Source organism: Candidatus Ulvibacter alkanivorans (assembly GCF_003333325.1).
GTDB lineage: Bacteria > Bacteroidota > Bacteroidia > Flavobacteriales > Flavobacteriaceae > Ulvibacter_A > Ulvibacter_A alkanivorans.
Map to the genome: position 1 here is coordinate 1 of NZ_QOLC01000022.1, position 25,284 is coordinate 25,284.

Annotated in this window: 16 protein-coding genes and 1 tRNA gene; 8 read left to right on the forward strand and 9 right to left on the reverse strand. The window is 39.9% G+C overall.

What is annotated here, in order from left to right:
- Window positions 1-53 precede the first annotated feature (53 nt).
- A complete protein-coding gene (locus tag DWA30_RS01070; RefSeq protein WP_114490685.1) occupies window positions 54-299 on the reverse strand; it encodes a hypothetical protein in 246 nt (81 codons plus the stop codon).
- A gap of 84 nt (window positions 300-383) precedes the next feature.
- The gene (aspS, locus tag DWA30_RS01075) at window positions 384-2,138 is read right to left on the reverse strand and encodes an aspartate--tRNA ligase (RefSeq protein WP_114490686.1); all 1,755 of its coding nucleotides are present in this window, start codon (window positions 2,136-2,138) and stop codon (window positions 384-386) included.
- 202 nt (window positions 2,139-2,340) lie between these two features.
- Here aspS and DWA30_RS01080 point away from each other — a divergent pair, with 202 nt between their 5' ends.
- Window positions 2,341-5,295 carry a SusC/RagA family TonB-linked outer membrane protein gene (locus DWA30_RS01080; protein ID WP_114490687.1) on the forward strand — a complete coding sequence of 985 codons (2,955 nt, stop codon included), beginning with the start codon at window positions 2,341-2,343 and terminating at the stop codon, window positions 5,293-5,295.
- An 11-nt stretch (window positions 5,296-5,306) separates the two neighbouring features.
- Window positions 5,307-6,626 carry a RagB/SusD family nutrient uptake outer membrane protein gene (locus DWA30_RS01085; RefSeq protein WP_114490688.1) on the forward strand — a complete coding sequence of 440 codons (1,320 nt, stop codon included), beginning with the start codon at window positions 5,307-5,309 and terminating at the stop codon, window positions 6,624-6,626.
- Between the two features lie 85 nt (window positions 6,627-6,711).
- Here the strand turns inward: DWA30_RS01085 and DWA30_RS01090 are convergent, their stop codons facing one another.
- The 4 genes from DWA30_RS01090 to DWA30_RS01105 are packed head-to-tail and all read right to left on the reverse strand — an operon-like array spanning window position 6,712 to window position 13,379.
- Entirely contained in the window at window positions 6,712-10,191 is a 3,480-nt protein-coding gene (locus tag DWA30_RS01090) for an efflux RND transporter permease subunit (protein WP_114490689.1), read from the reverse strand.
- Between the two features lie 12 nt (window positions 10,192-10,203).
- On the reverse strand, window positions 10,204-11,367 hold the full coding sequence (locus DWA30_RS01095) for an efflux RND transporter periplasmic adaptor subunit (RefSeq protein ID WP_114490690.1): 1,164 nt from the start codon (window positions 11,365-11,367) through the stop codon (window positions 10,204-10,206).
- Between the two features lie 27 nt (window positions 11,368-11,394).
- Window positions 11,395-12,774, reverse strand: a complete 1,380-nt coding sequence (locus DWA30_RS01100; protein WP_114490691.1) for a TolC family protein — start codon at window positions 12,772-12,774, stop codon at window positions 11,395-11,397.
- Window positions 12,774-13,379 carry a TetR/AcrR family transcriptional regulator gene (locus tag DWA30_RS01105; protein ID WP_114490692.1) on the reverse strand — a complete coding sequence of 202 codons (606 nt, stop codon included), beginning with the start codon at window positions 13,377-13,379 and terminating at the stop codon, window positions 12,774-12,776. Before DWA30_RS01105 ends, DWA30_RS01100 begins: the two co-directional genes overlap by 1 nt.
- 165 nt (window positions 13,380-13,544) lie before the next feature.
- On the opposite strand from DWA30_RS01105, the gene DWA30_RS01110 reads away from it, so the two are divergent.
- The 3 genes from DWA30_RS01110 (at window position 13,545) to odhB (ending at window position 18,964) form a co-directional block, all read left to right on the forward strand.
- Window positions 13,545-14,519 (forward strand): polyprenyl synthetase family protein, encoded by a 975-nt coding sequence (locus DWA30_RS01110; protein WP_114490693.1) that lies wholly within the window; start codon window positions 13,545-13,547, stop codon window positions 14,517-14,519.
- A 347-nt stretch (window positions 14,520-14,866) separates the two neighbouring features.
- Window positions 14,867-17,617 (forward strand): 2-oxoglutarate dehydrogenase E1 component, encoded by a 2,751-nt coding sequence (locus DWA30_RS01115; protein ID WP_114490694.1) that lies wholly within the window; start codon window positions 14,867-14,869, stop codon window positions 17,615-17,617.
- A 36-nt stretch (window positions 17,618-17,653) separates the two neighbouring features.
- Window positions 17,654-18,964: a 2-oxoglutarate dehydrogenase complex dihydrolipoyllysine-residue succinyltransferase gene (gene odhB / locus DWA30_RS01120; protein ID WP_114490695.1), complete on the forward strand. Its 1,311-nt coding sequence runs from the start codon at window positions 17,654-17,656 to the stop codon at window positions 18,962-18,964.
- 294 nt (window positions 18,965-19,258) lie between these two features.
- Here the strand turns inward: odhB and DWA30_RS01125 are convergent, their stop codons facing one another.
- Genes DWA30_RS01125 through DWA30_RS01135 form a run of 3 tightly spaced genes read right to left on the reverse strand, consistent with a single transcriptional unit; the run spans window position 19,259 to window position 22,392 of the window.
- Window positions 19,259-19,891, reverse strand: a complete 633-nt coding sequence (locus DWA30_RS01125) for a response regulator (RefSeq protein WP_114490696.1) — start codon at window positions 19,889-19,891, stop codon at window positions 19,259-19,261.
- On the reverse strand, window positions 19,888-21,897 hold the full coding sequence (locus DWA30_RS01130) for a tetratricopeptide repeat-containing sensor histidine kinase (RefSeq protein ID WP_114490697.1): 2,010 nt from the start codon (window positions 21,895-21,897) through the stop codon (window positions 19,888-19,890). The genes DWA30_RS01125 and DWA30_RS01130 overlap by 4 nt, the downstream gene beginning before the upstream one ends.
- 57 nt (window positions 21,898-21,954) lie before the next feature.
- Window positions 21,955-22,392 (reverse strand): retropepsin-like aspartic protease family protein, encoded by a 438-nt coding sequence (locus DWA30_RS01135; RefSeq protein ID WP_114490698.1) that lies wholly within the window; start codon window positions 22,390-22,392, stop codon window positions 21,955-21,957.
- A 32-nt stretch (window positions 22,393-22,424) separates the two neighbouring features.
- Between DWA30_RS01135 and DWA30_RS01140 the strand changes: the two genes are divergently transcribed.
- From DWA30_RS01140 to DWA30_RS01150, 3 genes are all read left to right on the forward strand, one after another.
- Window positions 22,425-23,189: a TatD family hydrolase gene (locus tag DWA30_RS01140; RefSeq protein ID WP_114490699.1), complete on the forward strand. Its 765-nt coding sequence runs from the start codon at window positions 22,425-22,427 to the stop codon at window positions 23,187-23,189.
- Window positions 23,189-24,220 carry an asparaginase gene (locus tag DWA30_RS01145; protein ID WP_114490700.1) on the forward strand — a complete coding sequence of 344 codons (1,032 nt, stop codon included), beginning with the start codon at window positions 23,189-23,191 and terminating at the stop codon, window positions 24,218-24,220. The genes DWA30_RS01140 and DWA30_RS01145 overlap by 1 nt, the downstream gene beginning before the upstream one ends.
- Before the next feature lie 71 nt (window positions 24,221-24,291).
- Window positions 24,292-24,379 (forward strand) — tRNA-Ser (locus DWA30_RS01150).
- The last annotated feature ends 905 nt before the right edge of the window (window positions 24,380-25,284 follow it).

Below are 25,284 nucleotides of genomic sequence, written 5' to 3' on the forward strand. Positions count from 1 at the left end.
AATTCTAAAGTTGTCCATTAAATAATTGCTATTTTTTTAAAAAACCTACTGATTTATAGCTTTTTGTCTTTGCTGAAGTCACGCATCTTTTCTATGTTTTCTTTAGTCAACATATACTCTTTTACGCTTCTGTTTTTCCATCGATGGTAAATGAATAGCGGCATTAAAATAAAGACCCCTAAGGCTATGGAAAGTCCAATGATCAATTCCCCGGTTTCGTAGTCGGTTGGTTTAATAAAGAACCCGACACAGGTGCCTGCGATTACCAGAACCAGTAATATTGTTAAAACGTATTTCATTGCTAAATAGAATTTATACCTTATTATATAACCAATCTTTTAGAAGAAAAATGTGAGTAGGTAATTTTCTTCTCGAACTGTCAATTAAGGTTTTAAATTGAGCTGTAAATGGAGCTCTTTTAATTGTTCCTTGTCGATAGGGGCAGGAGCGTCGATCATAACATCTCTTCCGGCGTTGTTCTTCGGAAATGCAATAAAATCACGTATCGTTTCTTGTCCGCCAAGAATAGCCACCAATCGGTCAAGACCAAATGCAATTCCGCCATGTGGGGGTGCACCGTATTGAAACGCGTCCATTAGGAATCCAAACTGCGCTTTTGCTTCTTCTTCACTAAATCCTAGATAATCGAACATAAGCGATTGCGTTTCTTTATCATGAATACGTATAGAGCCTCCTCCAATTTCGTTACCGTTAAGTACAAGATCATACGCATTGGCCTTAACGGCACCGGGGTTACTTTCTAACAAGTCTAATTGACCAGATTTAGGTGAGGTAAATGGATGGTGCATCGCGTGATATCGATTGGTCTCTTCATCCCACTCTAACAAAGGAAAATCGATCACCCATAGTGGCGCAAACTCATCCGATTTCCTTAGCCCTAAGCGAGAGGCCAATTCCATACGTAAGGCACTAAGTTGTCCTCGTACTTTATTTTTTTCTCCTGAAAGCACACATATAAGATCGCCATTCGATGCACCGGTTGCATGTGCCCATTTTGCAAGATCTTCTTGGTCGTAGAACTTATCTACTGAAGATTTATAGGTGCCATCATCGTTACAACGTACATAGACCATCCCTAGCGCGCCCACTTGAGGTCGTTTTATCCAATCGATTAATTGATCAATTTCTTTTCGGCTATATTGGTTTCCGCCGGGAACAGCAATACCAACAACCAACTCGGCCGAATTAAATACGTTGAAGTCTTTGTGTTGTGCTACTTCATTTAATTCACCGAATTTCATTCCGAAGCGAATATCCGGCTTATCATTACCATAGGTTTTCATCGCTTCATCGTAGGTGATACGCGGAAATTTGTCTACTTCAACACCATTGATCTCCTTTAACAGGTGACGAGTAAGCCCTTCGAATGTGTTGAGAATATCTTCTTGCTCGATATACGCCATTTCACAATCGATTTGTGTAAATTCCGGCTGGCGATCGGCACGCAGGTCTTCGTCTCTAAAACATTTTACGATTTGGAAGTATTTATCCATGCCACCAACCATTAATAATTGTTTAAATGTTTGCGGTGACTGCGGAAGTGCGTAAAATTGTCCTTCGTTCATCCGGCTCGGCACTACAAAATCGCGAGCCCCTTCGGGAGTTGATTTAATAAGGTAAGGGGTTTCAACTTCCACGAAATCCAAGTTGGAGAGGTAGTTTCTTACAGCCATCGTTACTTTATGACGGAAGACAAGATTATCACGAACCGGTTTTCGACGAATATCGAGATAGCGATATTTCATTCTTAGGTCTTCCCCACCATCGGTAGCATCCTCAATAGTAAAGGGTGGAGTAAGCGATTTGTTTAAAATGGTGAGTTTAGAAACGAGAATCTCAATATCGCCAGTAGGCATATTTGGGTTTTTAGATTCTCGTTCAATGACGGTACCTGTTGCTTGAATAACAAATTCACGTCCTAATTGCGAGGCTAAGGTCATCATTTCTTTAGGAGTGCGTTCTTCATCGAATATTAGCTGTGTAATACCATAACGATCACGAAGATCGACCCAGATCATAAATCCTTTATCGCGGATCTTTTGAACCCAACCCGACAATGTTACTTCTTTATTGATATGTGTGGCTCGTAATTCGCCATTTGTATGTGATCTGTACATAAATCGTGATTAAAAATTATAACGGTGGTGCTATAAACGGCTGCAAATTTAAGAAGTTATAGATTATTGGAGCAAAAATGTTTGCTTTTTATTCTTGTGATTTCCAAATCCTTTGCGATTTTAATGTGTTAATATGTCGATAAATAATTTTTTTTTAGAAAATTCTTATTAAATTCGAAGAATTAACAAAAAATTAGTAATTATGAAACAAAACAACTCAAATCGCAGGAGACTCCTGCTGTTGCTATTTATTTTTCCGTGCTTTGTGTTCGCACAAACGACCATAACGGGAACGGTAAAGACTGAACGAGGGGACGTAGTGCCCTTTGCGAATGTTGTGGAAAAGGGAACTTCCAATGGTGTTACCACTAATATTGATGGGGAATACAGCATTGAAGTTGATGCGCTTCCAGTAGTATTAGAATTCTCTTCGCTTGGGTTTACAACGGTAGAACAGGCCGTAAATGCCCCGGGTGTTGTAGATATAGTGATGTTAGAATCTGCCGAATCCTTAGAGGAGGTCGTTGTGACCGGACTTGCAACAAGTGTGAAACGATCTAACGCGGCAAATGCTGTTGCTTCGGTTTCCGCAGAAGAATTAGTAGGGACTACAAGTCAAACAACAGTTGACGGAGCCCTTTATGGAAAAGTAACAGGGGTGAACATTACCTCTTCTTCTGGTGCGCCGGGAGGTGGTTTTGCATTGCGATTGCGTGGTGTAACTTCCATTACTGGAAACAACCAACCACTTATTATTATAGATGGAATTTACGTTAACAACGTGGAGATTCCATCTGGATTACGATTTGCTTCAGGTGCGAACTCGGGTAACGAGGAAAATGCAAGTAACCGTTTAGCAGATTTAGATCCTAACGACATCGCTGATATTGAAATCCTTAAAGGATCTTCTGCAGCAGCAATCTACGGACAAAGAGGTAGTGCTGGTGTAATCATTATTACTACTAAGCGTGGAAGCAGAGGTAAGACTCGTATTAGCTTTAAGCAAGATGTTGGAGTTAACAAGCTTCAGAATGCATTAGGAATGCGTCCATGGACAGCAGCTTCTGTGTTAGAAACTTTTGGACAAGGCGAATTAGATAAGTACAATGCAACGCTAGCTGCGCGAGGGTCACTCTACGATTTTGAAGACATTATTTATGGTAACACAGGTTTTATTACTGAAACTAGTATAAGTGCTACCGGTGGTAATGAAAAAACTAAATTTTATGTAGGTGGATCCTACCGAGATGAAGAAGGTATTATTGAAAATACAGGTTTCGACCGCTTCTCGGTAAGAGGTAATATTGAGCATAAGATTTCTAACGTATTCGATTTTACATCGACTACTAACTATATTCGAAGTAACTCTAGCCGTAGTTTTACGGGTAATGAGAACGAAGGTGGTTTAAGTTATGGATATGTATTGGCATTTACCCGTCCTTGGAATAATTTATTCCCAGATGAAAATGGGAATTATCCAAACAACCCGAACTTTAGTGGTAATCCAATCTTTGTAAGAGATCAAGCGAGAAATGAGGATACGAACGATCGTATTATCCAAGGTCTAACCGTAAACACTAAACTTTACACGGGAGACTCGAACCGCGTTCGATTTTCGAACAGTGCAGGTATCGACTATCTAGCGAACCAAACCTTTGTATATGTTCCTGAAACACATCAGGCACAACAAGGATTAGGTGCTGCTGCCGGTTTTGTTGCACAAGGAAAAAACAACTTTACGCAATTCAATACCCAGTCGGCTTTTGTATGGGATCATGATGCAATGGGAGGAGATCTAGGAATCACCACTCAATTAGGATTAGCCTACTTATATCAAGAGTCTAATTTGATTAATGCACGTGGTACTGGATTAGCTGCAGGTCAAACAAGTGTTGACCAGTCTGCAAACCAAGTAACCGATCAGTTTAGAAGCGAAGAAGAGGAATTAGGATATTTTGGTCAAGTGGAAGGAAACTTTAAAGATCAAATAATTGCTACTGTTGGTTATCGTTTAGACAAATCGACTCGAAATGGAGATCCGGATGAATTCTATGGATTCCCAAAAGCATCGTTAGCAGTTAACATTGCCAACTTCGATTTTTGGAGTCTTGAAACTGTTAATCAGTTGAAATTCAGAACGGCTTATGGAGAAACAGGTAACTCTGCACGATTTGGATCTACTTTTACAAGTTTGGGAACTAGTAATATTGGAGGAGCAATTGGACAGTCAGTTGCCGGTCTAAAAGGAGATCCGGACATTATTCCAGAAACAGCTCAAGAATTTGAGGTTGGATTGGATGTAGGTTTATTCAATAGCAGACTTGTTTTAGAGGCTACATACTACAAGAAAACTGTAAAAGACCTTATTCTTCAACGAGCGCTTCCACCATCTTCAGGATTTACAAGAGAAACAACAAATCTTGGTGAATTAGAGAACCGTGGAATTGAATTAGCGCTTACAGCTGATGTATTTGACAAGGATAACTTTAAATGGAACACAAGAGTTCAATTCTATAAGAATGAATCAGAGATCACTAGATTAGATGTGCCACCATTTGCTTTGGCAGGTGCCGGGTTTGGTTTAGGACTAGGAACCATTTATATTGAAGAAGGACAGCCGGCAACACAGTTGGTTGGAAATGTTGATGTAGATGGAGACGGTACTTCAGAACAACTTCAAGTTGGTAATACAGAACCGGATTTCCAAATGGCATTCAACAACAACTTTACATTGTTCGATGCAGTTGACATCTCATTCTTATTTCAGCTAAAATCTGGTGGAGAAAACTTGAACTTATCTAAATTCTTAACCGATTTAGGTCAAACAACTCCAGATCTTGAGACACAAGCAGGACAAGATCGTTTAGATACGGCCGCTAATGCCCTGCGATTCGTAGAGCCTGCCGGTTATTTGAAATTAAGAGAAGCAGCGATCTACTATCGTCTTCCGTCACGTTTTATTCAAAACGTATTTGGTGATAATATGGAAAGTGTGAAGTTTGGAGTTTCCGGACGTAACTTATTTACAGTAACAGATTATACTAGCTATGACCCTGAAGTATCTGTAAATGGAGGTAGTGGACTTTCAAACGGAATTGAAGTAACTCCTTTCCCAAGTGCAAGACAAGTTTACTTTCACTTAAACGTTAACTTTTAATAAAAAAAATTATGAAAAATATATTTAAAAAAATCTCAACAACCGGGTTGGTTGTACTAGCGCTCCTCGCTGGCACTTCATGTTCTTTTGATGAGGTAGTAGACCCTAACGGACCTAGTGTCGACGGGGTTCTAACTAATGCCTCTAAGGGGCAGTTAAATGAATTAGTTGTAGGTATTGAATCTACACTAAGAAACGGAATAGCAATCGAAACTACAGCAAGTGGTACGATGGCTAGAGAATTGTATTTATTTGATGCAGATCCACGTAATACTGGGGATTTATTAGGTAAAAATGGAATTGGTCTTGATAACAACTCTTTCTACAGTACTACACAATGGGCTGGAAGCTATAGATGTATCAAGAACGCCACAGTTCTAATTGAAGCCGCAATGAATACCGATGCGGTTACCGCTGCCGAAATGAATGGATATGTCGGATTTGCGAAAACTGTGATCGCTTATGAATTGATCCAAATGATCAAATCATACGGTCAAGCTAGAATTGATGTTTCTGATCCTGATAATTTAGGACCGCTATTAGAAAGTGGTGCCGTATTAGATTATGTGAGAACTATTTTAGACGAAGCTAATGCTAGTCTTAATAATGCAGGAGGTTCGTTTAGCTTTAATTTGAGTTCTGGATTCGACGGATTTGATTCGCCACAAGGTTTTGGTGAGTTCAATAGAGCTGTAGCCGGTATGGCGGCAGTATACGACGGTGACGGTAACGCTGCACTAACAGCATTGTCTAATTCGTTCTTGGATCTTGGAGGCGACCTTAACGTAGGCCCTAAACACATTTTCGGCCTAGGTGGTGGTGATCAGTCTAACGGTCTCTTTAAAGTTGATGGTGAAAACGGTGACCAGATCATTGTTCACGATAGCTGGATCGACGAAGCCGAGCCGGGTGATTCTCGTGTTGAAACCAAAACAAACCCACGTCCGGACCCTCAAGGTCAAGATGATCTTAATGGGCAGTTTGAAACAGATCTTTACGAAACCAACACGTCTCCTATCGATATTATGCGAAATGAAGAGTTAATTCTTCTTTTTGCTGAAGCAAGCATTTTAGCCGGAAATTTAGGGAATGCAGAAGACGCATTAAATGTGATTCGTAATGCTGCATCATTGCCAGATTACAGTGGAGACTCCACTTCTTCAGCATTGACATCAGAAATGCTAAGACAACGTCGTTATTCTTTATGGTGTGAAAACCACAGAATGTATGATCTACGTCGTTACGGCCTTTCAAATACACTGCCAATTGACAGACCTGGTGACCAGATCTTTAATACATTGCCAGTGCCATTAGCCGAAACACAATTATAATTTAGATTGTGATAACTAAAAAAAAGCCCTTTCGAAAGAAAGGGCTTTTTTATTTTAATGCACTTAAATTACTAGCGCCTCTATTCTAATTTTTTACTTCTTCAATGCTGTTTGTCTCTGCGCTGTTCTTGTTTTTGCTAAAACGGATCTTGGCGCGATTTACCAAATAGAACATCGTTGGTACAATTACCAATGTCAAGAAGGTCGCGAAGATTAAACCGAAGATCACGGTCCATGCTAATGGCCCCCAGAATATCACATTATCACCACCAATATAGATTCCTGGATCATAATCTGTGAACAATCCGAAGAAATCAATGTTAAGTCCAACGGCTAAAGGAATTAACCCTAACACCGTGGTAATCGCTGTTAAAAGCACAGGTCGTAAACGCGATTTTCCACCTGCAACGATTTGTTTAAAGTACTCTTGTTTCGTAAGCTTATCGTCTTCATCCATTCCCAGCGCTTCTTTTCTACGATCGATCAGTATTTGAGTGTAATCAATCAATACAATGGCATTATTAACTACAATACCCGCAAGCGATATAATCCCCATCATGGTCATAATGACGACAAAATCCATTGAGAATACGACCAACCCTAAGAAAACGCCACCTAAACTAAGTACAATCGCCGTTAGGATGATGAGCGGTTTAGAGATAGAATTGAATTGCGCCACAAGAATCAATAGAATTCCCCCCATGGCGTAAAAGAGCGCCAATAAAAGGAAACTCATGTTTTCTGCCTGCTCTTCTTGCTCACCGGTAAACGAATACTCTATATCGGAAGGCATTTCATAATTTTCCAACTCAGATTTAAGGGTAGTAACTATTTCAGTAGGATTGTAGCCGCCAAGTACATTCGAATACAAAGTAATAACCCGCTTTAGGTCCTTTCTTTTAATTGCGCTGAACGAAGAAGAGTTACTTTTTGTAATTAAAGATGAAATAGGTACTTGAATCAATTTCCCATTGTTGTTCTTGAACGTAACCGGTTGGTTGAAAATAGCGCTTTCATTGTAACGCTGATCCCCTTTTAAACGTACGTTGATAGGGTAGTCGTCATCACCTTCTTTATAGGTTGACACTTCTTCTCCATAAATTGAGCGACGCAAGGTTTGTCCTACTGCAGCCGTGCTTACTCCCAGCTGCCCGGCTTTTTCACGATCAACCTGTACCTCCATTTCGGGTTTTGCCTTATTTACATCGATCTTCAACTCTTCGATTCCGGCTATGTTCAGCCCTTCAATAAAGGATCGCATACTTTCTGCCTCTCTAAGCATTTCTTCGTAATCTTCACCCTTTAGTTCAATATTAATTGGATAGCCGGTTGGTGGGCCTGCTGCATCTTTTTCTACGATAATAGACGCACCAGGAAATCCTTTTACGGCGTTTCTTACTTCGGAAAGTACCGTACTACTTTTTACGCCTCGTCGAAACTGAAACTCTCGCATAGATAGCGTGATCTTACCTTTGTGCGGCATTTCATTTGATTGCCCCGCATCGGTTTGTGGGTTTCCTGCGCCTTCACCTACTTGAGAAATAGCCGATTCTACCATAAAATTGTAGCCATCTTCGTCTTCGTATTTTTCGATGGCTTCAAAAACCTGAGCTTCTATTCGCTTCGTTAATTCGTTGGTCTTTTCGATATCGGTTCCTTGCGGATATTCAATATAGGTGATGATCTGATTGGGCTCGTTTTCTGGAAAAAACAAGACATTGGGTTGTGCAATACCTACCAAGACAAACGAGAGGATCAAAATACCGAAGGTTCCGAAGAGAAAAACATAAGCTTTTCTACCGCGAAGTGCGAACTTCAAGAATCGCTCGTAAAAATTCTCCAAGCGCTTTAACGACTTAAACTGAAAATATTCAACAGCACCGGCTAAGATGTATTTGTACACCCACAACATCAAGGCCGTAAAAAGACTGAGGTTCCCAATGCCTCTTAACCCGGCAACATCTAGCGCAAAACCGGCTATTAACAGCATAATACCTACACCGGCCAGAATAAGACTCCAGCGAATCAATTTCTTTTTGGTCAACGACTTCTCTTCCGTTTTCATGAATTTAGACGTTAACATCGAATTAATGATGAGCGCCACGAATAGAGAAGACCCCAATACCACAGAAAGTGTGATCGGGAAGTAAATCATAAACTTACCAATAAGTCCCGGCCAAAGCCCTAATGGGAAAAAGGCCGCTAAGGTTGTCGCTGTTGAGGCAATAATAGGCCAAGCAATTTCGCCCATCCCTTGTTTAGCAGCTTTTTTTCTGGGCATTCCTTCGCTCATTAATGAATACACGTTTTCCACAACCACAATACCATTATCTACAAGCATTCCTAGTCCCATTACCAAGCCAAATAAAACCATGGTATTCATGGTAAACCCGAAGCTCGATAGAATAAATAGGGACATAAGCATGGAGAGCGGGATGGCAAACCCTACGAACAATGAGTTCCTAAAGCCTAAAAAGAACATAAGTACCAAAACCACGAGTATAACTCCAAAAATGATGTTGTTTACCAGGTCGTCAATTTGGTTTTGCGTTTTAACAGATTGATCGTTGGTCAATGAAATATTCAGTCCTTCGGGCAAATATTCTTCTTGCTCTTTCTTAACAATTTCCTTGATGTTCTCAACCGCTTCGATCATGTTCTTTCCGGCCCTTTTCTTAATGTCTAACATCACTACCGGCTCGCCGTACTCACGTGCATAGGTAGAAGGGTCCTGCTCTTTGAAATTAATCGTAGCAACATCCTTTAAAAAGATCGTACCGCCGTCTGTCTTTACCACCACATCCCTCAGTTCGTTCGGGTTTTCGATCTCACCAAGAATCCGGATGTTCTTTTGCACACCATTGCTAATCACATTACCACCGGAGATCGTATTGTTCTCACTTCGTACGGCATTTATTATGTCGTTAAAACTCACTTGAGACGCAGACATTTTATACACATCGACAGCGATCTCAACCTCTTTTTCCTCGACACCTCGAATCGTTGCTTCTTTAATTGGCGGAAGCAATTCTATTTTATCCTGAAGGTACTCTGCGTAGTCTTTAAGTTGTTGAATAGGAAAATCTCCGGTAAGATTAATATTGAGTATGGGTTGTTCTTCGGAAAGATTTAGATCAAAGACGTTGGGTTCTACCTTGGCGCCATTATCTAAAGTAGGCCAGGTTGTTTCCGCTTTTACCTGATCTACCTTGTCTTTTACGCGCTGTTTGGCCACAGGAATTTCGACATCTTCTTCAAACTCAACAATAACGATCGAATAATCCTGAAGCGTTGTTGAAGAAATTTCACGAACCCCACCAATATTGTTGAATTCTTCCTCCAAGGGTTCGGTAATGAATTTTTCCACATCTTCTGCAGAATTCCCCGGGTTGACAGAACTTACATATATTTTGGTTTCTATTATTTCAGGAAACGATTCTCTGGGCATGGTATAGTAAGAGAATACCCCTAAAAACAAAATAATGGAAATGATTACATAGACGGTCATTTTATTGTCGATCGCCCAGGAGGAAATACTAAATTCTTTATAAGTGTTCTTGCTCATAATGCAATCTGTTTATTGGTTTTTAGTGGTCACTTTTTGTCCGTCACGAACACTTTTTGCCCCTTCAATTATTATCACATCTCCTTCTTCCAAGCCACTCTTCACCTCAATTTCATTTTCGTAGTTTATTCCTGTTTCCACTACCACACGCTTAGCCGTGCCGGTGGTATCCGTCTCAGGGACATAGATAAATGCGATCGTTTCTCCTTGCGAATTTTCTTGAAGGATGTTCTCAGGGATCGTAATCGCATTCTCGTTGGTGTAATCGTTTACTTTAACGGTCGCAATTAAATTAGGCTTCACTTGTCCGTTCTTGTTCGGAATTGCAATTTCAACATCAAAGGTTCTATTTGAAGGATTAATATAATTTCCAACTTGACGTACTGTACCTTTATATTCTTGGCCTATCGACGCTAAACGTACATTTACTTCGGTTCCTACTTTAATACTGTTCAAGTAAATTTCTGGTAACGAAGCTTTTACGTACATATCGCTTAAATTCACCAACCGAATGACTTCGGTCTGTCCTTGATTTACAACTTGACCTTGCTCGGCGATCACATTGTCTACTACCCCGCTAAATGGAGCAGTTATAATAGTTCGTGCCACTTGAGAACGGATTTGATCGGCTGCTCTGGATGCTGCTTCGAAGTTGGCCTTGGCTTCTAAGAATTGTATTTCAGATCCAATTTGTTGGTCCCATAATCGCTTTTGACGCTCATACGTAGTTTTCGCTAATGCAACCTGTGTTTCTTGTTGGGCCAATTGACTCGATAATCCGCCATCATCGATTTTTGCTAATCGTTGTCCTTTAGAGACTTGTTGCCCTTCATTTACATATACACGAGTTAATACTCCCGAAAACTGCGGATAAACGATAATGTTTTGATCTGTCTCTACATCACCTTGCACTTCAACGAAATGTTTAAAGATGGTGTCGTTTAATTTTTTGGTAGAAACCAAAAGTGCCGTTTGCTTTTTTTCTTTCTTCTGAATAAAAGTGTTTAATTTTTCAATTTCAACCTTTAATTCATTCTGTTGTGCGTTTAACTCAGCCTTTCGTTCTTTAATAGCCGAAAGATCGCCACCTTCAATTAGGTCATCGACAGATTTAGTGTCACCTCCGCATGATGCAAGTAGGAGGGCGATAGTTATTATGAATAGTATATTTTTCATTTCTAAGGTCTTTATCTGGTTGATTGATTAATATTTGTCTTTAATTTCTTCAAAATCCGGTCGTAATTGCGGTGTGTTCAATACGGTTTCAAGGGTCGCTTTTGTGTTGATTACTTGTACCATAGCTTGAAAATATTGTTCTTGAGCAGTATACAACTGGGTTTGCGCTTGTCTTAGATCGAAACTTGTAGACAAACCCTCCACAAATTTTATCTGATTCTTGTTTTCTATTCGTTCGGCCAAAGCAAGGTTCTTCTTTGCATTCTCATAATTTTCAATAGCGAATAAATAATCACTTTTAGCCGTGTTTACTTCCAAACGAACATTTTGTTCGGTCTCTTCTAACTGGGTTTCGGCTTGCTCTAATGCGATCTTGGCACGTTGACTGCGGGCACTTCGCATCCCGCTGCTAAAAATGGGAATGTTCATGTTTACGCCCAATACCGAGGATTGAAACCAACGTTGATCACTGTCTAAAAAGCTAAACTCATCACTGTTGGCAGCCGTTCCGTAGTTTATGAAAGCAGATAAAGTAGGAAGCGCTTTACTTTTTTCTAATTTTAGTTCGAGACTTCGTTGTTCGGTAAGGTTGTACGCAATCTTATAATCAATATTTTCTTCAACGTTTATCGAAGTGTCCAAAAATGACAACTCTATATGCTCTTGTGCAAGATCGCTTAGGTTATCTTCAAAAATTACGGGAGCACTCACGTCTATACCAAGGGCAACATTAAACATCTGTCGTGCGATCGATGCCATGCGTTCTGCATTGCTTAACTGTGTTTCAATGTCGAGCAAGGTTATTTCCAATTGTTCTACGCTTTCCTGCTCGGTAAGCCCGTTCTCATAGATCTTTCGTGTTTCGAAAAGATTTTGTTCAAGGTTTTCCTTGTTCTTTTCAAAAATGGCGATTAATTCTTCGGAAAGTAATACGCTTCCATAAGCATTTATAACGCCTTTTCGAACTTCTAGGTTGGTTTTTTCGGCAGCATTTTCAGAAAAATCCAAGAATGCTTGAGCAGCTTGTAACCCCACTAGATAACTTCCATCGAAGATCAACTGGTTTAGTGTAGCTGTGGCTGAAGCACTTTGCTTGGTTCCAAAAGTGACCGGTGTAAAGGTTCCGGGTTCCCCTCCGCTAAATTCGGCCGGAATAAATGTGACCGGCTGTTTTAAATTATTCTGATACGCTATGTTCGCACTTAATTGAGGTAGACCGGTCGCAGTGGTCTCCCATTTCTGTTTAATTGCTTTGGCAATGTCTCGTCTCGCGTTAATGGCAGTGTAATTGCTGTCTATAGCAAAGGTAACTGCTTCTTCCAGCGAAAAACTGTAGCCTCGTGCGTCCTGAGCCGCCGCATAAAAAGTACCTAATAGGATACCAAGCGTTAGTAACAATTGTTTCATTAGTTTGATTGTTGGTTGATGAATTTTTTTAATGTTTTTAAACCTTCTTTGGTCACGATACCTCTTAGGTGATATTCTAAATAAGCTTCAAATAATTGTGCTTTGGGAAATTGATCTATAGGGAATAAAGTATCGTCCTTTATACCATTTACTCCAATAAAATAAATACGGGATACAAATTCGACGTCTAGGTTTTCACGATACAGACCTTGCGCAATACCACGTTCCAGATTTGCTACCGTACATTCATGCATTTTCTCAAATTGCTTCTCTTTTAATAAACTGTAAATTTCGGGATAGTATTTCTGCAATTGGTATTGCGGCGATGATTTTTCATCTTTAAGCCGGGTCATTGCAAACTTCTTGATAGCATACAGTTCTTCTATCGGGTTTTGCTCTAAAGCTCTAATACAGTCTATGCCATGGGTTATCAAGTGATACATATGCATCACAGCTTCCTTTACTAATGCAGTCTTGTTCTTAAAATGAGTGTAAATGGTCTTTTTGGAGATTCCCATTTCTTGGGCGATATCGTCCATGGTAACACTTTTAAAACCAAGATTGATGAACAGCTCTGCAGCTTTTTCTATTATTTTTTCTCTCATAACGGTCGGCAAAGATAGTATAGGAAACTATAAAAACAAAAAAAGTTTCCAAAGTTTTAATGATTTCTTAACATCTATGCTCTTCAGCTTTTGATTTTCTAGATTTTATTCTTTTTTTCACACCCTTTTGTCGAGCAACTTGTATTTTAGCGGAAATTTTTTTGAATGGACATCTTATCTCCCTATAGCTCTGCTTTAGAAAGGCACTTAAAAGCCACTGTGACACTCAAAGAACCACATCAGCTTTATGAACCCATTCATTACATTGTGTCATTAGGCGGTAAGCGACTTCGCCCGGTATTGACACTTATGACCTGCGATTTCTTTAAAGGCGATTATAAGAAAGCGATGAATGCTGCCCTGGCGGTAGAGTTGTTTCATAATTTTTCGCTTATTCACGATGATATAATGGACCACGCACCATTGCGGAGAGGTCAAGAAACGGTGCATGAGAAATGGGATCTTAATACCGGAATTCTCTCAGGCGATGCCATGCTTATTTTAGCGTATCAATTGTTCGAAGGGTACGAAGCCGTTATGTTTAGAGAATTGGCAGAGTTGTTTAGTACCACCGCACTGCAAGTATGCGAAGGACAGCAATACGATGTAGACTTTGAAACGCGAGATGATGTCACGCTGAGAGAATACATACAGATGATCGATTATAAAACAGCGGTTTTAATTGGAGCAGCCATGAAAATGGGAGCCATTGTTGCCAATGCTTCGGAAGAATGCAAAGTAAATAGCTATAGTTTTGGACGCAACTTAGGCATCGCATTTCAGCTGCAAGATGATTATTTGGATGCCTTCGGAAACCCTAAAACTTTTGGAAAGCAAATTGGAGGCGATATTATTGCGAACAAAAAGACCTTCTTATACTTAACGGCCGTCGAGAATAGTTCAAAGGCCGACGCCGATACCTTGGCTCATTTATTTAGCATTTCACCCAAAGACCCTTCCGATAAGATTACAACGGTCAAGGAGATCTTTCAATCTTCCGGCGCAGCCGAAGCTACTCAAAAAGAAATTGAACGGTATACGCAAAAAGCGTATAAAGTACTTGATGCATTACAAATTGATTCAGAAAAAAAAGAACAACTGCGCGAATTTGGTGATTGGCTTATGAAACGCAAGGTGTAAAAGCAAATAACCAAATTAGGCTATAACTAACTATGGGTCTTGTGATTTTGTCTAGCGGCCCTCGCTACACATCTGCAGCCAACGATCTGGTTATAAATCTAATTACAAACAGCAGTATTTATAAACTTTTCCAATCGATTTCTTAGTTTGACGGTGGCGACAGTATCTGAAGGAAATTGACGGGATAAGTAAGACTTTAAAACAGTGTATGCTGTTAAAACAAAGCAGTTTCGTTAGGATTTATTTATGATTTGAATGCACTAAATATATAAAGTCAAAGCAGGGTAGTTAGTAGATTTATTGTATTTTTGTATCGTTTTATAAAAATAGACCGCTTTATTCCAATTATGGATAAATTTTCATTTCTAAACGCAGTCCATCCTGCTCATCTTGCCGAACTTTACGATAAGTATTTACAATTTCCGGATAGTGTAGAACCTAGTTGGAGAGCTTTTTTCCAAGGCTTCGACTTTGGAATCGAGAATGGTTCGTTAGAAGCATTGGGCATAGACGACGATGGTGCTGTTATTTCTGAAGAAGTTTTAAAAGAATTTCAAGTAATCAAGCTAATCGATGGGTATCGTACACGTGGCCATTTGTTCACGCGGACCAACCCGGTGCGAGAACGACGAAAGTACGCGCCTACGCTCGATCTTGAGAACTTCGGTCTAACACAGGATGATCTTGGTACTATTTTTAAAGCCGGGGAGATCTTAGGCATTGGACCAAGTACGCTTGAACAGATTATCAAGCACCTTGATAGTATTTATTGCGATTCGATTGGGATCGAATACATGTACATTCGGAAGCCACAAGAAATCGAATGGATTCAAAATAAATTGAATGTTAACGACAATCAACCAAATTTTTCCGAAGCGCAGAAAAAACACATCCTTAAAAAATTAAATGAAGCTGTCGCATTCGAAAACTTCTTGCATACGAAATATGTGGGCCAAAAACGTTTTTCGTTAGAAGGGGGCGAAAGTCTTATTCCGGCATTGGATGCCTTAATTGAAAAGGCCGCCGAACTGGGTGTGGAAGAATTTGTGATGGGCATGGCGCACCGCGGTCGATTAAGCACGCTTACCAATATCTTCGGAAAAAGTGCAAAGGACATATTTAGCGAATTCGACGGAAAAGATTATGCGCAGGATATTTTTGACGGGGATGTAAAATATCATTTGGGGTGGACTTCAAAACGAAAAAGCGATTCTGGAAAAGAGATCAATTTGAATATTGCTCCTAACCCTTCCCACCTGGAAACAGTTGGTGCGGTAGTAGAAGGAATCGCACGTGCGAAACAAGATCGCATGTACAAAGAAAATATTAGTAAGGTACTTCCTATTATTGTGCATGGAGATGCTGCAATCGCCGGTCAAGGGATTGTATATGAGATCGTGCAAATGGCACAACTCGACGGTTATAAAACCGGGGGTACCATACATATTGTAGTCAATAACCAAGTTGGCTTTACTACCAACTATCTTGACGGTAGATCGTCCACTTATTGTACCGACGTAGGTAAAGTGACGCTTTCTCCAATTTTACACGTAAATGCCGATGACGCAGAAGCTGTTGTTCATGCTATGTTGTTCGCGTTAGACTTTAGAATGGAGTTTGAGCGAGATGTATTTATCGATCTGTTAGGTTATAGAAAATACGGGCATAACGAAGGTGATGAGCCTCGATTTACCCAACCAAAACTTTATAAAGCAATTGCTAAACACAGCAATCCGCGTGATATTTATGCCGAAAAATTGTTCAAGCAAGGGGTGATCGAAGAAGGGTACACCAAAAAACTGGAACAAGAGTATAAGAATAGGTTAGAAGAAAAGTTAGAAGATTCTAGGAAAGAGGATAAAACTGAGATCACCGCGATCATGCAAGATCTTTGGGAAGGCTTCCATTATGCAGAGGAAGACAAGATGATGGAAACGATCGATACCAGTTTCGATCTCGATAAATTGACCGAGATCGCCAAGGTAATTACACAGCTTCCGAAGGATAGAAAATTCCTTAGAAAAATTTCCAAACTAATCGAGAGCCGTCACACCATGTATTTTGAAGACAATCGATTAGATTGGGCCATGGGAGAATTGTTGGCGTATGGTTCACTCTTATCTGAAGGATATGATGTTCGTATGAGCGGGCAAGATGTAGAACGAGGAACGTTCTCGCATCGTCATGCGGTAGTTAAGGTGGAGGACAGTGAGGAAGAGATCATACTGTTGAATGAATTAGCGGAGAAACAAGGAGATTTCTATATTTATAATTCCTTGTTATCTGAATATGGAGTCGTAGGATTTGACTATGGCTATGCCATGGCGAGTCCGAAGACATTACCCATCTGGGAAGCACAGTTTGGTGATTTCAGTAATGGAGCTCAAATCATGATCGATCAATACATTTCGGCGGCCGAAGACAAATGGAAGCTTCAAAATGGATTGGTAATGTTGTTACCACATGGCTACGAAGGTCAAGGCGCAGAGCACTCTTCGGCGCGAATGGAGCGTTACCTTCAACTTTGTGCGAAAGACAATATGTTTGTGGTAGATGTAACCACGCCAGCAAACTTATTCCACTTGTTTAGAAGACAGATGTTGGTAGACTATCGAAAACCCTTGATCGTGTTTACCCCTAAAAGTCTGTTGCGTCATCCTAAAGTAGTATCTACGAAAGAAGAATTAGCGAACGGAAGTTTTCAAACAGTGATAGACGATTCCGAAGTAAAGACAAGCAACGTAAAATCGTTGGTTTTCGTTACCGGTAAATTTTATTATGACTTGTTGGAAAAGCGAGAAGAATTAGAGCGAGACGATGTGGCCTTGGTACGAATTGAACAATTATTCCCGCTGCCAACCACACAGATGAAAGAGATTATTAAAAAATATAAGAACGCAGACGATATTGTTTGGGCGCAAGAAGAACCAAAGAATATGGGTGCGTATTCACATATGTTGATGCATTTTGAAGAAGCCCGTAATTTTAGAGTTTGTAGTCGCAAGATGTATGCTGCGCCTGCTGCAGGAAGTAGTGTGCGGTCTAAGTCAAGACATATGAGGGTAATCGAGAGTGTGTTTAATAAAAATGAAGAATAACCAAAAATTCCTAACACAGGATAATTAAGAGATATTATGGCATTAGAAATGAAAGTTCCCTCACCGGGAGAGTCCATAACCGAAGTAGAAATAGCACAGTGGTTGGTTGAAGATGGCGATTGGGTTGAAAAAGATCAAGCCATTGCAGAAGTGGATAGTGATAAAGCAACCCTAGAGCTACCTGCGGAAGCCAGCGGAATTATTACGCTTAAAGCTGAAGAAGGTGATGCGGTAGCTGTTGGAGATGTGGTTTGTCTTATCGATACCGATGCAGAAAACCCAAATGGTGGAGAAGATTCTACCGAAACCTACGACAACCCGGGCGATGAAAAAGGAGAGGGAAATGCCGGTCCGGATTTAGATCAGGAAAATGTTAAAAAGAAGGATACCGGAGAAAAGGCTTCACCTAATAAAGAGACACCTTCAAAAGGATCTACACAAAAACAAACACAAGACAGTAAGCAGTCGTATGCAACTGGATCTCCTTCGCCTGCGGCTAAGAAAATACTTTCAGAAAAAGGTATCGACGCTAAATCGGTGAAAGGCAGCGGTAGAGATGGACGTATTACTAAAAGTGATGCCGAGAATGCCGTGCCGTCTATGGGTACACCCGGTGCAGGTGGTCGAGGTACCGAACGGAAAAAGCTTTCTATGTTACGACGTAAGGTTGCAGAGCGTTTGGTGTCTGCTAAGAATGAAACAGCCATGTTGACCACTTTCAATGAAGTTGACATGAGTGCTATTTTTGAATTACGAGCAGAATATAAGGAGCAATTTAAAGAGAAGCATGGGGTAAGTCTTGGATTTATGTCTTTCTTCACCTTAGCGGTGGTTAGAGCCTTGGATTTATATCCGGATGTGAATTCTATGATCGATGGAGATTATCAAATTAAGCACGATTTTAAAGACATTTCGATAGCGGTTTCAGGACCGAAAGGTCTTATGGTTCCGGTAATTAGAAATGCCGAAAACCTAACCTTCAGAGGTGTTGAAGCAGAGGTAAAGCGATTGGCATTACGTGCTCGTGACGGGAAAATCACAGTTGATGAAATGACCGGAGGAACCTTTACGATCTCTAATGGCGGTGTGTTTGGAAGTATGTTGTCTACTCCTATTATTAATCCGCCACAGTCGGGTATCTTGGGTATGCATAACATCGTTGAACGACCGGTAGCAAGGGATGGCGCCATTGCCATCGCGCCGGTAATGTATGTGGCCTTATCGTACGATCATCGAATTATCGATGGCCGTGAATCGGTTGGTTTCTTAGTCGCTGTTAAAGAAGCACTGGAAAGTCCGATAGACCTATTAATGGACAACGATATAGAAAAAGCACTTGAGTTGTAACAATTGAATACAACTAAAAAAACCCGGCCATTGGTCGGGTTTTTTGTTTGGTTAGTTAGTTGAAAATTCCTTAACGCTCTTAATAATATGAAACAAAATAATTTATGACATTAAGGACTACAATGCTGATAATTGAAATAATAAGCAGAATAAAGATTAATTTCTTTATGCTTGGCTTTGTATGTTTTTCATCTTGATGCAACACTTTAGGTTTCATATTGTAAAGATGACGAATTTCTTCGATTCGTGAAATACGTGGAAACACGTAAATTCCTACAAGATGGAATTGCAGAATTATAATAATTTATCGTGATGTGCTTTCGCCCATATCAATAAACTATTTGTTTTCGGTTCTAAGTTTAACTTTGTAATAATATTACTTCGATGCTTCTCTACGGTACGGTAAGAAATAAATAAGAGCGAAGCGATCTCCTTATTGGTCTTATCTTTTGCGATAAGTTTAAGTATTTTCTTTTCTGAAGGAGTTAGCGAATTCAACGAGTTGTCGTCAAGAAATTGTACCCCTAGATTTTCTTTGATCTTCGGACTAAAATACGGGACGCCCTTACTAACAGTGTTGATGCAATTTTCAATTTCTTCGAGTGCAAATTCTTTTAAGATGTAGCCAAAGATATTAAGGTCCTGCGCTTGTTGATAAAGCTCTTTCTCCTTGTGTAAGGTAATTAGTACGATCTTGGTGTCTAAACAATTGGTCTTACACTTTTTAGCGATTTCCAATCCGGACATATACGGCATTTGTATGTCTAGTATGGCAATATCGGGGTTTAATTTAGCTATTGCGTTATAGGCTTCACGACCATTGCTCGAACTCTCTATAATATTGTAACCCTTCTCTAGAAGGAAGTCATTTAGACCTTTTAAGAGCAGCGGATGATCGTCGGCTATGATGATAGATTGACACTTCATGAAACAGGAAATTGAAATTCGATGGTAGTGCCATTATTGATCTTTGATTGAACTTTCATTTGGCCATTAAGGAATTTGGTACGCTCTAAGAGTGTTTTTAGTCCTAACGATTTTACATCCTGGTATTTTTCAGAAAAATCAAATCCTATACCATTATCCCTAATGGAAATGGTAATGGAGTCTGCCAATTTTTTTACAGAAACCCTACTGGCTTCAGCTTTTGCGTGTTTAATGATATTGTTTAGGCTCTCTTGAACAATTCGATAAATATTAACTTCTTGTTCGGGAGTAAACAGGTTGTCTATATTCTCTATATCTGCGGAAATAAATACGGTTGTATTCTCGTCTATCTTAGTGAGCGTATGCTCGATCGCTTTTGTAATGCCCATTTCTTGAAGTTGAAACGGATGAAGGTCTCTCGAGATCGTTCGAACTTCATCAATTGCATTGTCCACCATTTTTTTGGTGCTTTCATCACCGGTCGCTAATACTTTATTTTTTATAAGTAATAATTGTTGCCCCAAACTATCATGTAGGTCCTTGGAGATGCGCTTTCGTTCTTCCTCTTGGGATACGATTAGCTCTTGACTAAATCGTTCTTGCCGTATTTTATTGTACTTTAATTCTTGTCGGTTCCTGTATAAAAGGATGAGTCCAAAGAATAAAATAGTTGCAACACTCGAAAAAGCAACTACCTTTTTAAACGACTCGTTGTCTTTTTCTAGTAATTGAAGGCTTGACGTTTTTTCTACCAATGCCTTTTCTTTTTTCTCGGTTTCCAACAAGGTTTGGTAATAAGCCAACGAGTTCACGTTGCTCGAATCGTACAGTGAGTCCTTAATGCGAATGTATTTATCTTTATAATCCAAGCTGCTCTTGTAATCGCCCATTTTCGCATAAATCTCTGAAAGCAACTGATAACTTTCTAGGTTCTCATCTTCTGAACCTAATCGTTTGGCATTTTCAAGCTTTAATCGTGCATATCTTAAGGCGCCTGTATAGTCGTTGTTGGCCTTCAAATAATTTGCCTTGGCGCTGGTGTAATTTAAGGTGGCGAACATATCGTTTTTGATACGCTTATAGTTCTCGTCTATACTATCGATGTATTTTTCGGCTAAGTCTAATTGGTCATGCGTACTGTAGTATTCTGCAAACTTCGATTGTATCGCTAATAGCGTGGTTGTATCTCGAAGGCTGTCTGAATAGGATTTTCTTGCTTTTATAAGTGACTCCAATTGAGAAACAGGGTCCCCCATTTTTTTAAAATCCAACGACTGATTGTAATACTCGGTGGCGAGATACTGAGTAAGTCCAAGTTCTATTAATTTCTCGATCAATTCGTCTCTTTCCTCTTTTGCCTTTTCGTAGAAACCATTCATTCCGTACATGATAATATTGCCTTGCTGGGCATGTAGCATGTACTCGTAATCTTGTAGATCTTCGAAATAGCGATAGGCCGTATCAAAATCTTCGGTAGCTTTTACGAACGAGCCTAAGGTGGAGTTCGCTTGGCCTCTAAACATATACGCATCGGCGATATAAACGGAGTCTGTTTCAGCAAAATTCTCAATTGCCAGTGTATAATCTTCAATAGCTTCTTCTAGATCGACTCTAAAATGAGCCCCACCGCGCTTTAAGAAGAGCCCGCCAATTAAAAAACTATCCTTGATTTTGTACTTGTGTGCTAATACGCCATTAATGAGCGCAATAGCTTTCCCCGGATCGTTCTTTTTCGATGTAAGGGTGTACTGCACGTTCATAGCTTTCTTTGCAGCCCATTCTATACTGTCTATCGCTTTCGCTAGATCGATATAACGTATGCTGTAATCAATAAATACGTCGTCATCTCTCATATAAGATTTTGAAAGAACAGAGTCCATCGCCACTAATTTGGCCGTCATATTAGTTTCCTTTTCAGCCAATTGCTTGTAATGGTCAATATCCTGACCGTACCCAATTATAGGGTATAGCAAGCATACGGTAATAAGAACCAATAGTGTTTTCAATGGATGTTAGGTTTGTAAGGGAGAATTTAAAGTTACTAAAATTTTTGTAACAGCCACTTATTTAACATATAAACAATTACGACCATAATCAATCACGGCTCGAACGTGTTTTAAGAAATCAGCTCCAATTATTCCATGAACTGCACTTTCTTCAGCTTGTCGTAGGGCTTCATTGACGTGTGAAAGATCGAAAAGAATGAAATCCATGTTTTTTGTACGCCAACCGCCTATGGAAACTATGTTCTTTCTGGCGATCTTGGTTTCCATATTGACCGCACCGGCACCTGCTGCCTTGATTTCACTTTCTTCACTCTTCAGAATAAAATAGGAAATACAATCGAAGCCAATACAGCTGGTAGAAGCACCGGTGTCCAAAATAAAGTTGCCGGGCTTGCCATTTATTTTTGCTGAAAGTTTATAGTGGCCTGTAGCGAGTTTTTTTAACGGAATGCGATGAAAGTCTTTTGCTTCCAGAAAATTTCGAAGTTGTGTCACGTTTTTTTGTAAAGATAGGTAACTTTGTACGAATGTTGACCGATACCCATACCCACTTATATAGTGATGCTTTTGAAGCCGATAGAACCGAGATGATTCAGCGGGCCATGGCAGAGGGGGTAAATCGTTTTTTTATTCCAGCGATCGATTCTGAAACTACCGAAGACATGTATGCCCTTGAAGCTACTTTTCCCGAGCACATGTTCTTAATGATGGGGCTGCATCCCACTTCAGTAAAGGAAAATTATGAAGCCGAACTCCGGCATGTCACCACTCAATTAGAAAAACGAACATTTTATGCGATTGGAGAAATTGGTATCGATCTGTATTGGGATCGATCTACTTTATCGATTCAGAAAAAAGCATTAAAGCAACAGATCCAATTAGCCAAAAAGCACAAGCTACCAATAGTGATACATTGTAGAGATGCTTTCGATGAGATTTTTGAAGTGTTGGAGACTGAAAAGGATGAGAATCTCTTCGGAATATTTCACTGCTTCACCGGCACCTTAGCGCAAGCAGAAAGAGCCATTTCGTTTAATATGAAATTAGGTATTGGGGGTGTAGTAACCTTTAAAAATGGAAAGATCGATACATTTTTGCATCAAATACCGCTGAAGCATATTGTATTGGAGACCGATTCGCCGTATCTTTCACCGGTTCCTTATCGCGGGAAGCGAAATGAGAGTAGCTACTTATCCTTGATCTGTAAAAAAGTGGCGGAGATCTATGGCGTTTCCGAAGAAGAAGTGGCTCGAACAACTACCAAAAACTCTAAAGATACATTCGGAATCTAATGGCGCAACTAAAACCAAATATATTATTGATCTATACCGGTGGGACCATTGGTATGATCAAGGATTTTGAAACGGGCGCCTTACGCAACTTTAACTTTAATGACCTTTTAAAACACATACCCGAACTCAAGTTATTAGACTGCGAAATAGACACCACCAGTTTTGAGACGCCCATAGATAGCTCAAATATGAATCCAATATATTGGGCAGATCTTGTTACCATTATTGAAGACGCGTACGATAATTTTGATGGCTTTGTGGTATTACATGGAAGCGATACGATGTCTTATACTGCTTCGGCTTTAAGCTTTATGCTAGAGAATTTAAGCAAGCCGGTGGTATTTACCGGTTCACAACTACCCATTGGAGATTTGCGCACCGATGCCAAAGAGAATTTAATTACTTCCATACAAATTGCGGCACTTCGTGAAAAAGGGCAACCAAAAATTAGTGAAGTTTGTTTGTACTTCGAGTATAAGCTTTATCGGGCCAATAGGACCACTAAGATAAATGCCGAGCATTTTGAAGCTTTTGCCTCTTTAAATTACCCTGCATTGGCCGAAAGTGGTGTACACCTTTCGGTTAACGACGAAGCACTTTATAAACCTAATCGGCGAAAAAAGTTAAAAGTGCATAAACGCATGGAGTCTGAAATAATGTTGGTAAAAATGTTTCCCGGTATTTGTGAGACCACATTGGAGCATATTTTTTCTTACGACGGACTAAAGGGTGTGGTGTTAGAAACATACGGAAGCGGTAATTTAACCAACGAGAATTGGTTTATAGATCTCCTTAAAAAATTGATCAAAAAAGGAGTGCCGGTAATTAATGTAACGCAGTGTTCTGGAGGTGGGGTGAATATGGGGTTATATGAAACAAGTACCCAGCTTAAACGAATTGGCGTAATCTCTGGAAAGGACTGTACTACCGAAGCCGCCTTAGCCAAGTTAATGTATTTGCTTGGACAACAAATTTCGACGAGTAGCTTTAAGACGATTTTTGAAACTTCACTAAGAGGTGAAATGCAATAATTTTAAGAGCTAAAAGTTTTATAACAGTATATTTTTTTGTTATTTGCCGCTCCTTATTATAAGGTATATCTAGAGAGGTGGCCGAGTGGTCGAAGGCGCACGCCTGGAAAGTGTGTATACGCCAAAAGCGTATCGAGGGTTCGAATCCCTTCCTCTCTGCGAATGAAGTTATAAACGAAAAAATTTGTCAAAGCTTGCTTTAGCAAATTTTTGAGTGCGTAACTTCTAGATGCGCAGCATCTACGTTCATTGCCAGCACCCCCATTTGGGATCAGCGCAGCTAATCCAGTATGGTAAGTGTACCAGTCTAATTTGAATTGGCAGCACAGATGCGCAGCATCTACGTTCATTGCCAGCACCCCCATTTGGGATCAGCGCAGCTAATCCAGTATAGTAAGTGTGTACCGGTCTAGTTTGAATTGGCAGCACAGATGCGCAGCATCTACGTTCATTGCCAGCACCCCCATTTGGGATCAGCGCAGCTAATCCAGTATGGTAAGTGTGTACCAGTCTAATTTGAATTGGCAGCACAGATGCGCAGCATCTACGTTCATTGCCAGCACCTCCATTTGGGATCAGCTCAGCTAATCCAGAATGGTAAGTACGTACCGGTCTAGTTTGAATTGGCAGGACAGATGCGCAGCATCTACGTTCATTGCTGCATATTCTATTTGGGGTCATCTAGAAGCTTGTTCCTTTGGGAAATTGTTCGGACTACTAATATTGGGTAGTGTTCAAGTTCATTTCAAAAAATTAAAGGGTATGTATCTTTTAAATTACACAATACATTGGGATAAATTGAGCAGCGCACAACCGGATCGTATTTGCTGAATTTAACCGCAAGCTATTTGAACAAATGGCCCGATACAGTCGCTTGCATTTTATTTGACAAACGACTTAAAAAGCGGATGAAATCGCAACGCTAAGTTGTGAAAATAAGAATATCATAAGCTAATGCTCTTTAATTGTAGTAATTACAGTGTATACGCTAATTATTATTGTAGATTAACTAAATAATTTTATATCTTTAAACCTTTAACTAAAAACAAAATTTAAGTCGATAG

Bases quoted from the DNA above. Each gene is read 5' to 3' on its own strand.
- DWA30_RS01125 (WP_114490696.1), bottom strand. From the start codon at position 19,891: ATGAAGTGTCAATCTATCATCATAGCCGACGATCATCCGCTGCTCTTA.
- DWA30_RS01100 (WP_114490691.1), bottom strand. From the start codon at position 12,774: ATGAAACAATTGTTACTAACGCTTGGTATCCTATTAGGTACTTTTTAT.
- DWA30_RS01110 (WP_114490693.1), top strand. From the start codon at position 13,545: ATGGACATCTTATCTCCCTATAGCTCTGCTTTAGAAAGGCACTTAAAA.
- DWA30_RS01085 (WP_114490688.1), top strand. From the start codon at position 5,307: ATGAAAAATATATTTAAAAAAATCTCAACAACCGGGTTGGTTGTACTA.
- aspS (WP_114490686.1), bottom strand. From the start codon at position 2,138: ATGTACAGATCACATACAAATGGCGAATTACGAGCCACACATATCAAT.
- DWA30_RS01145 (WP_114490700.1), top strand. From the start codon at position 23,189: ATGGCGCAACTAAAACCAAATATATTATTGATCTATACCGGTGGGACC.
- DWA30_RS01095 (WP_114490690.1), bottom strand. From the start codon at position 11,367: ATGAAAAATATACTATTCATAATAACTATCGCCCTCCTACTTGCATCA.
- DWA30_RS01070 (WP_114490685.1), bottom strand. From the start codon at position 299: ATGAAATACGTTTTAACAATATTACTGGTTCTGGTAATCGCAGGCACC.
- DWA30_RS01090 (WP_114490689.1), bottom strand. From the start codon at position 10,191: ATGAGCAAGAACACTTATAAAGAATTTAGTATTTCCTCCTGGGCGATC.
- odhB (WP_114490695.1), top strand. From the start codon at position 17,654: ATGGCATTAGAAATGAAAGTTCCCTCACCGGGAGAGTCCATAACCGAA.
- DWA30_RS01080 (WP_114490687.1), top strand. From the start codon at position 2,341: ATGAAACAAAACAACTCAAATCGCAGGAGACTCCTGCTGTTGCTATTT.
- DWA30_RS01140 (WP_114490699.1), top strand. From the start codon at position 22,425: ATGTTGACCGATACCCATACCCACTTATATAGTGATGCTTTTGAAGCC.
- DWA30_RS01105 (WP_114490692.1), bottom strand. From the start codon at position 13,379: ATGAGAGAAAAAATAATAGAAAAAGCTGCAGAGCTGTTCATCAATCTT.
- DWA30_RS01115 (WP_114490694.1), top strand. From the start codon at position 14,867: ATGGATAAATTTTCATTTCTAAACGCAGTCCATCCTGCTCATCTTGCC.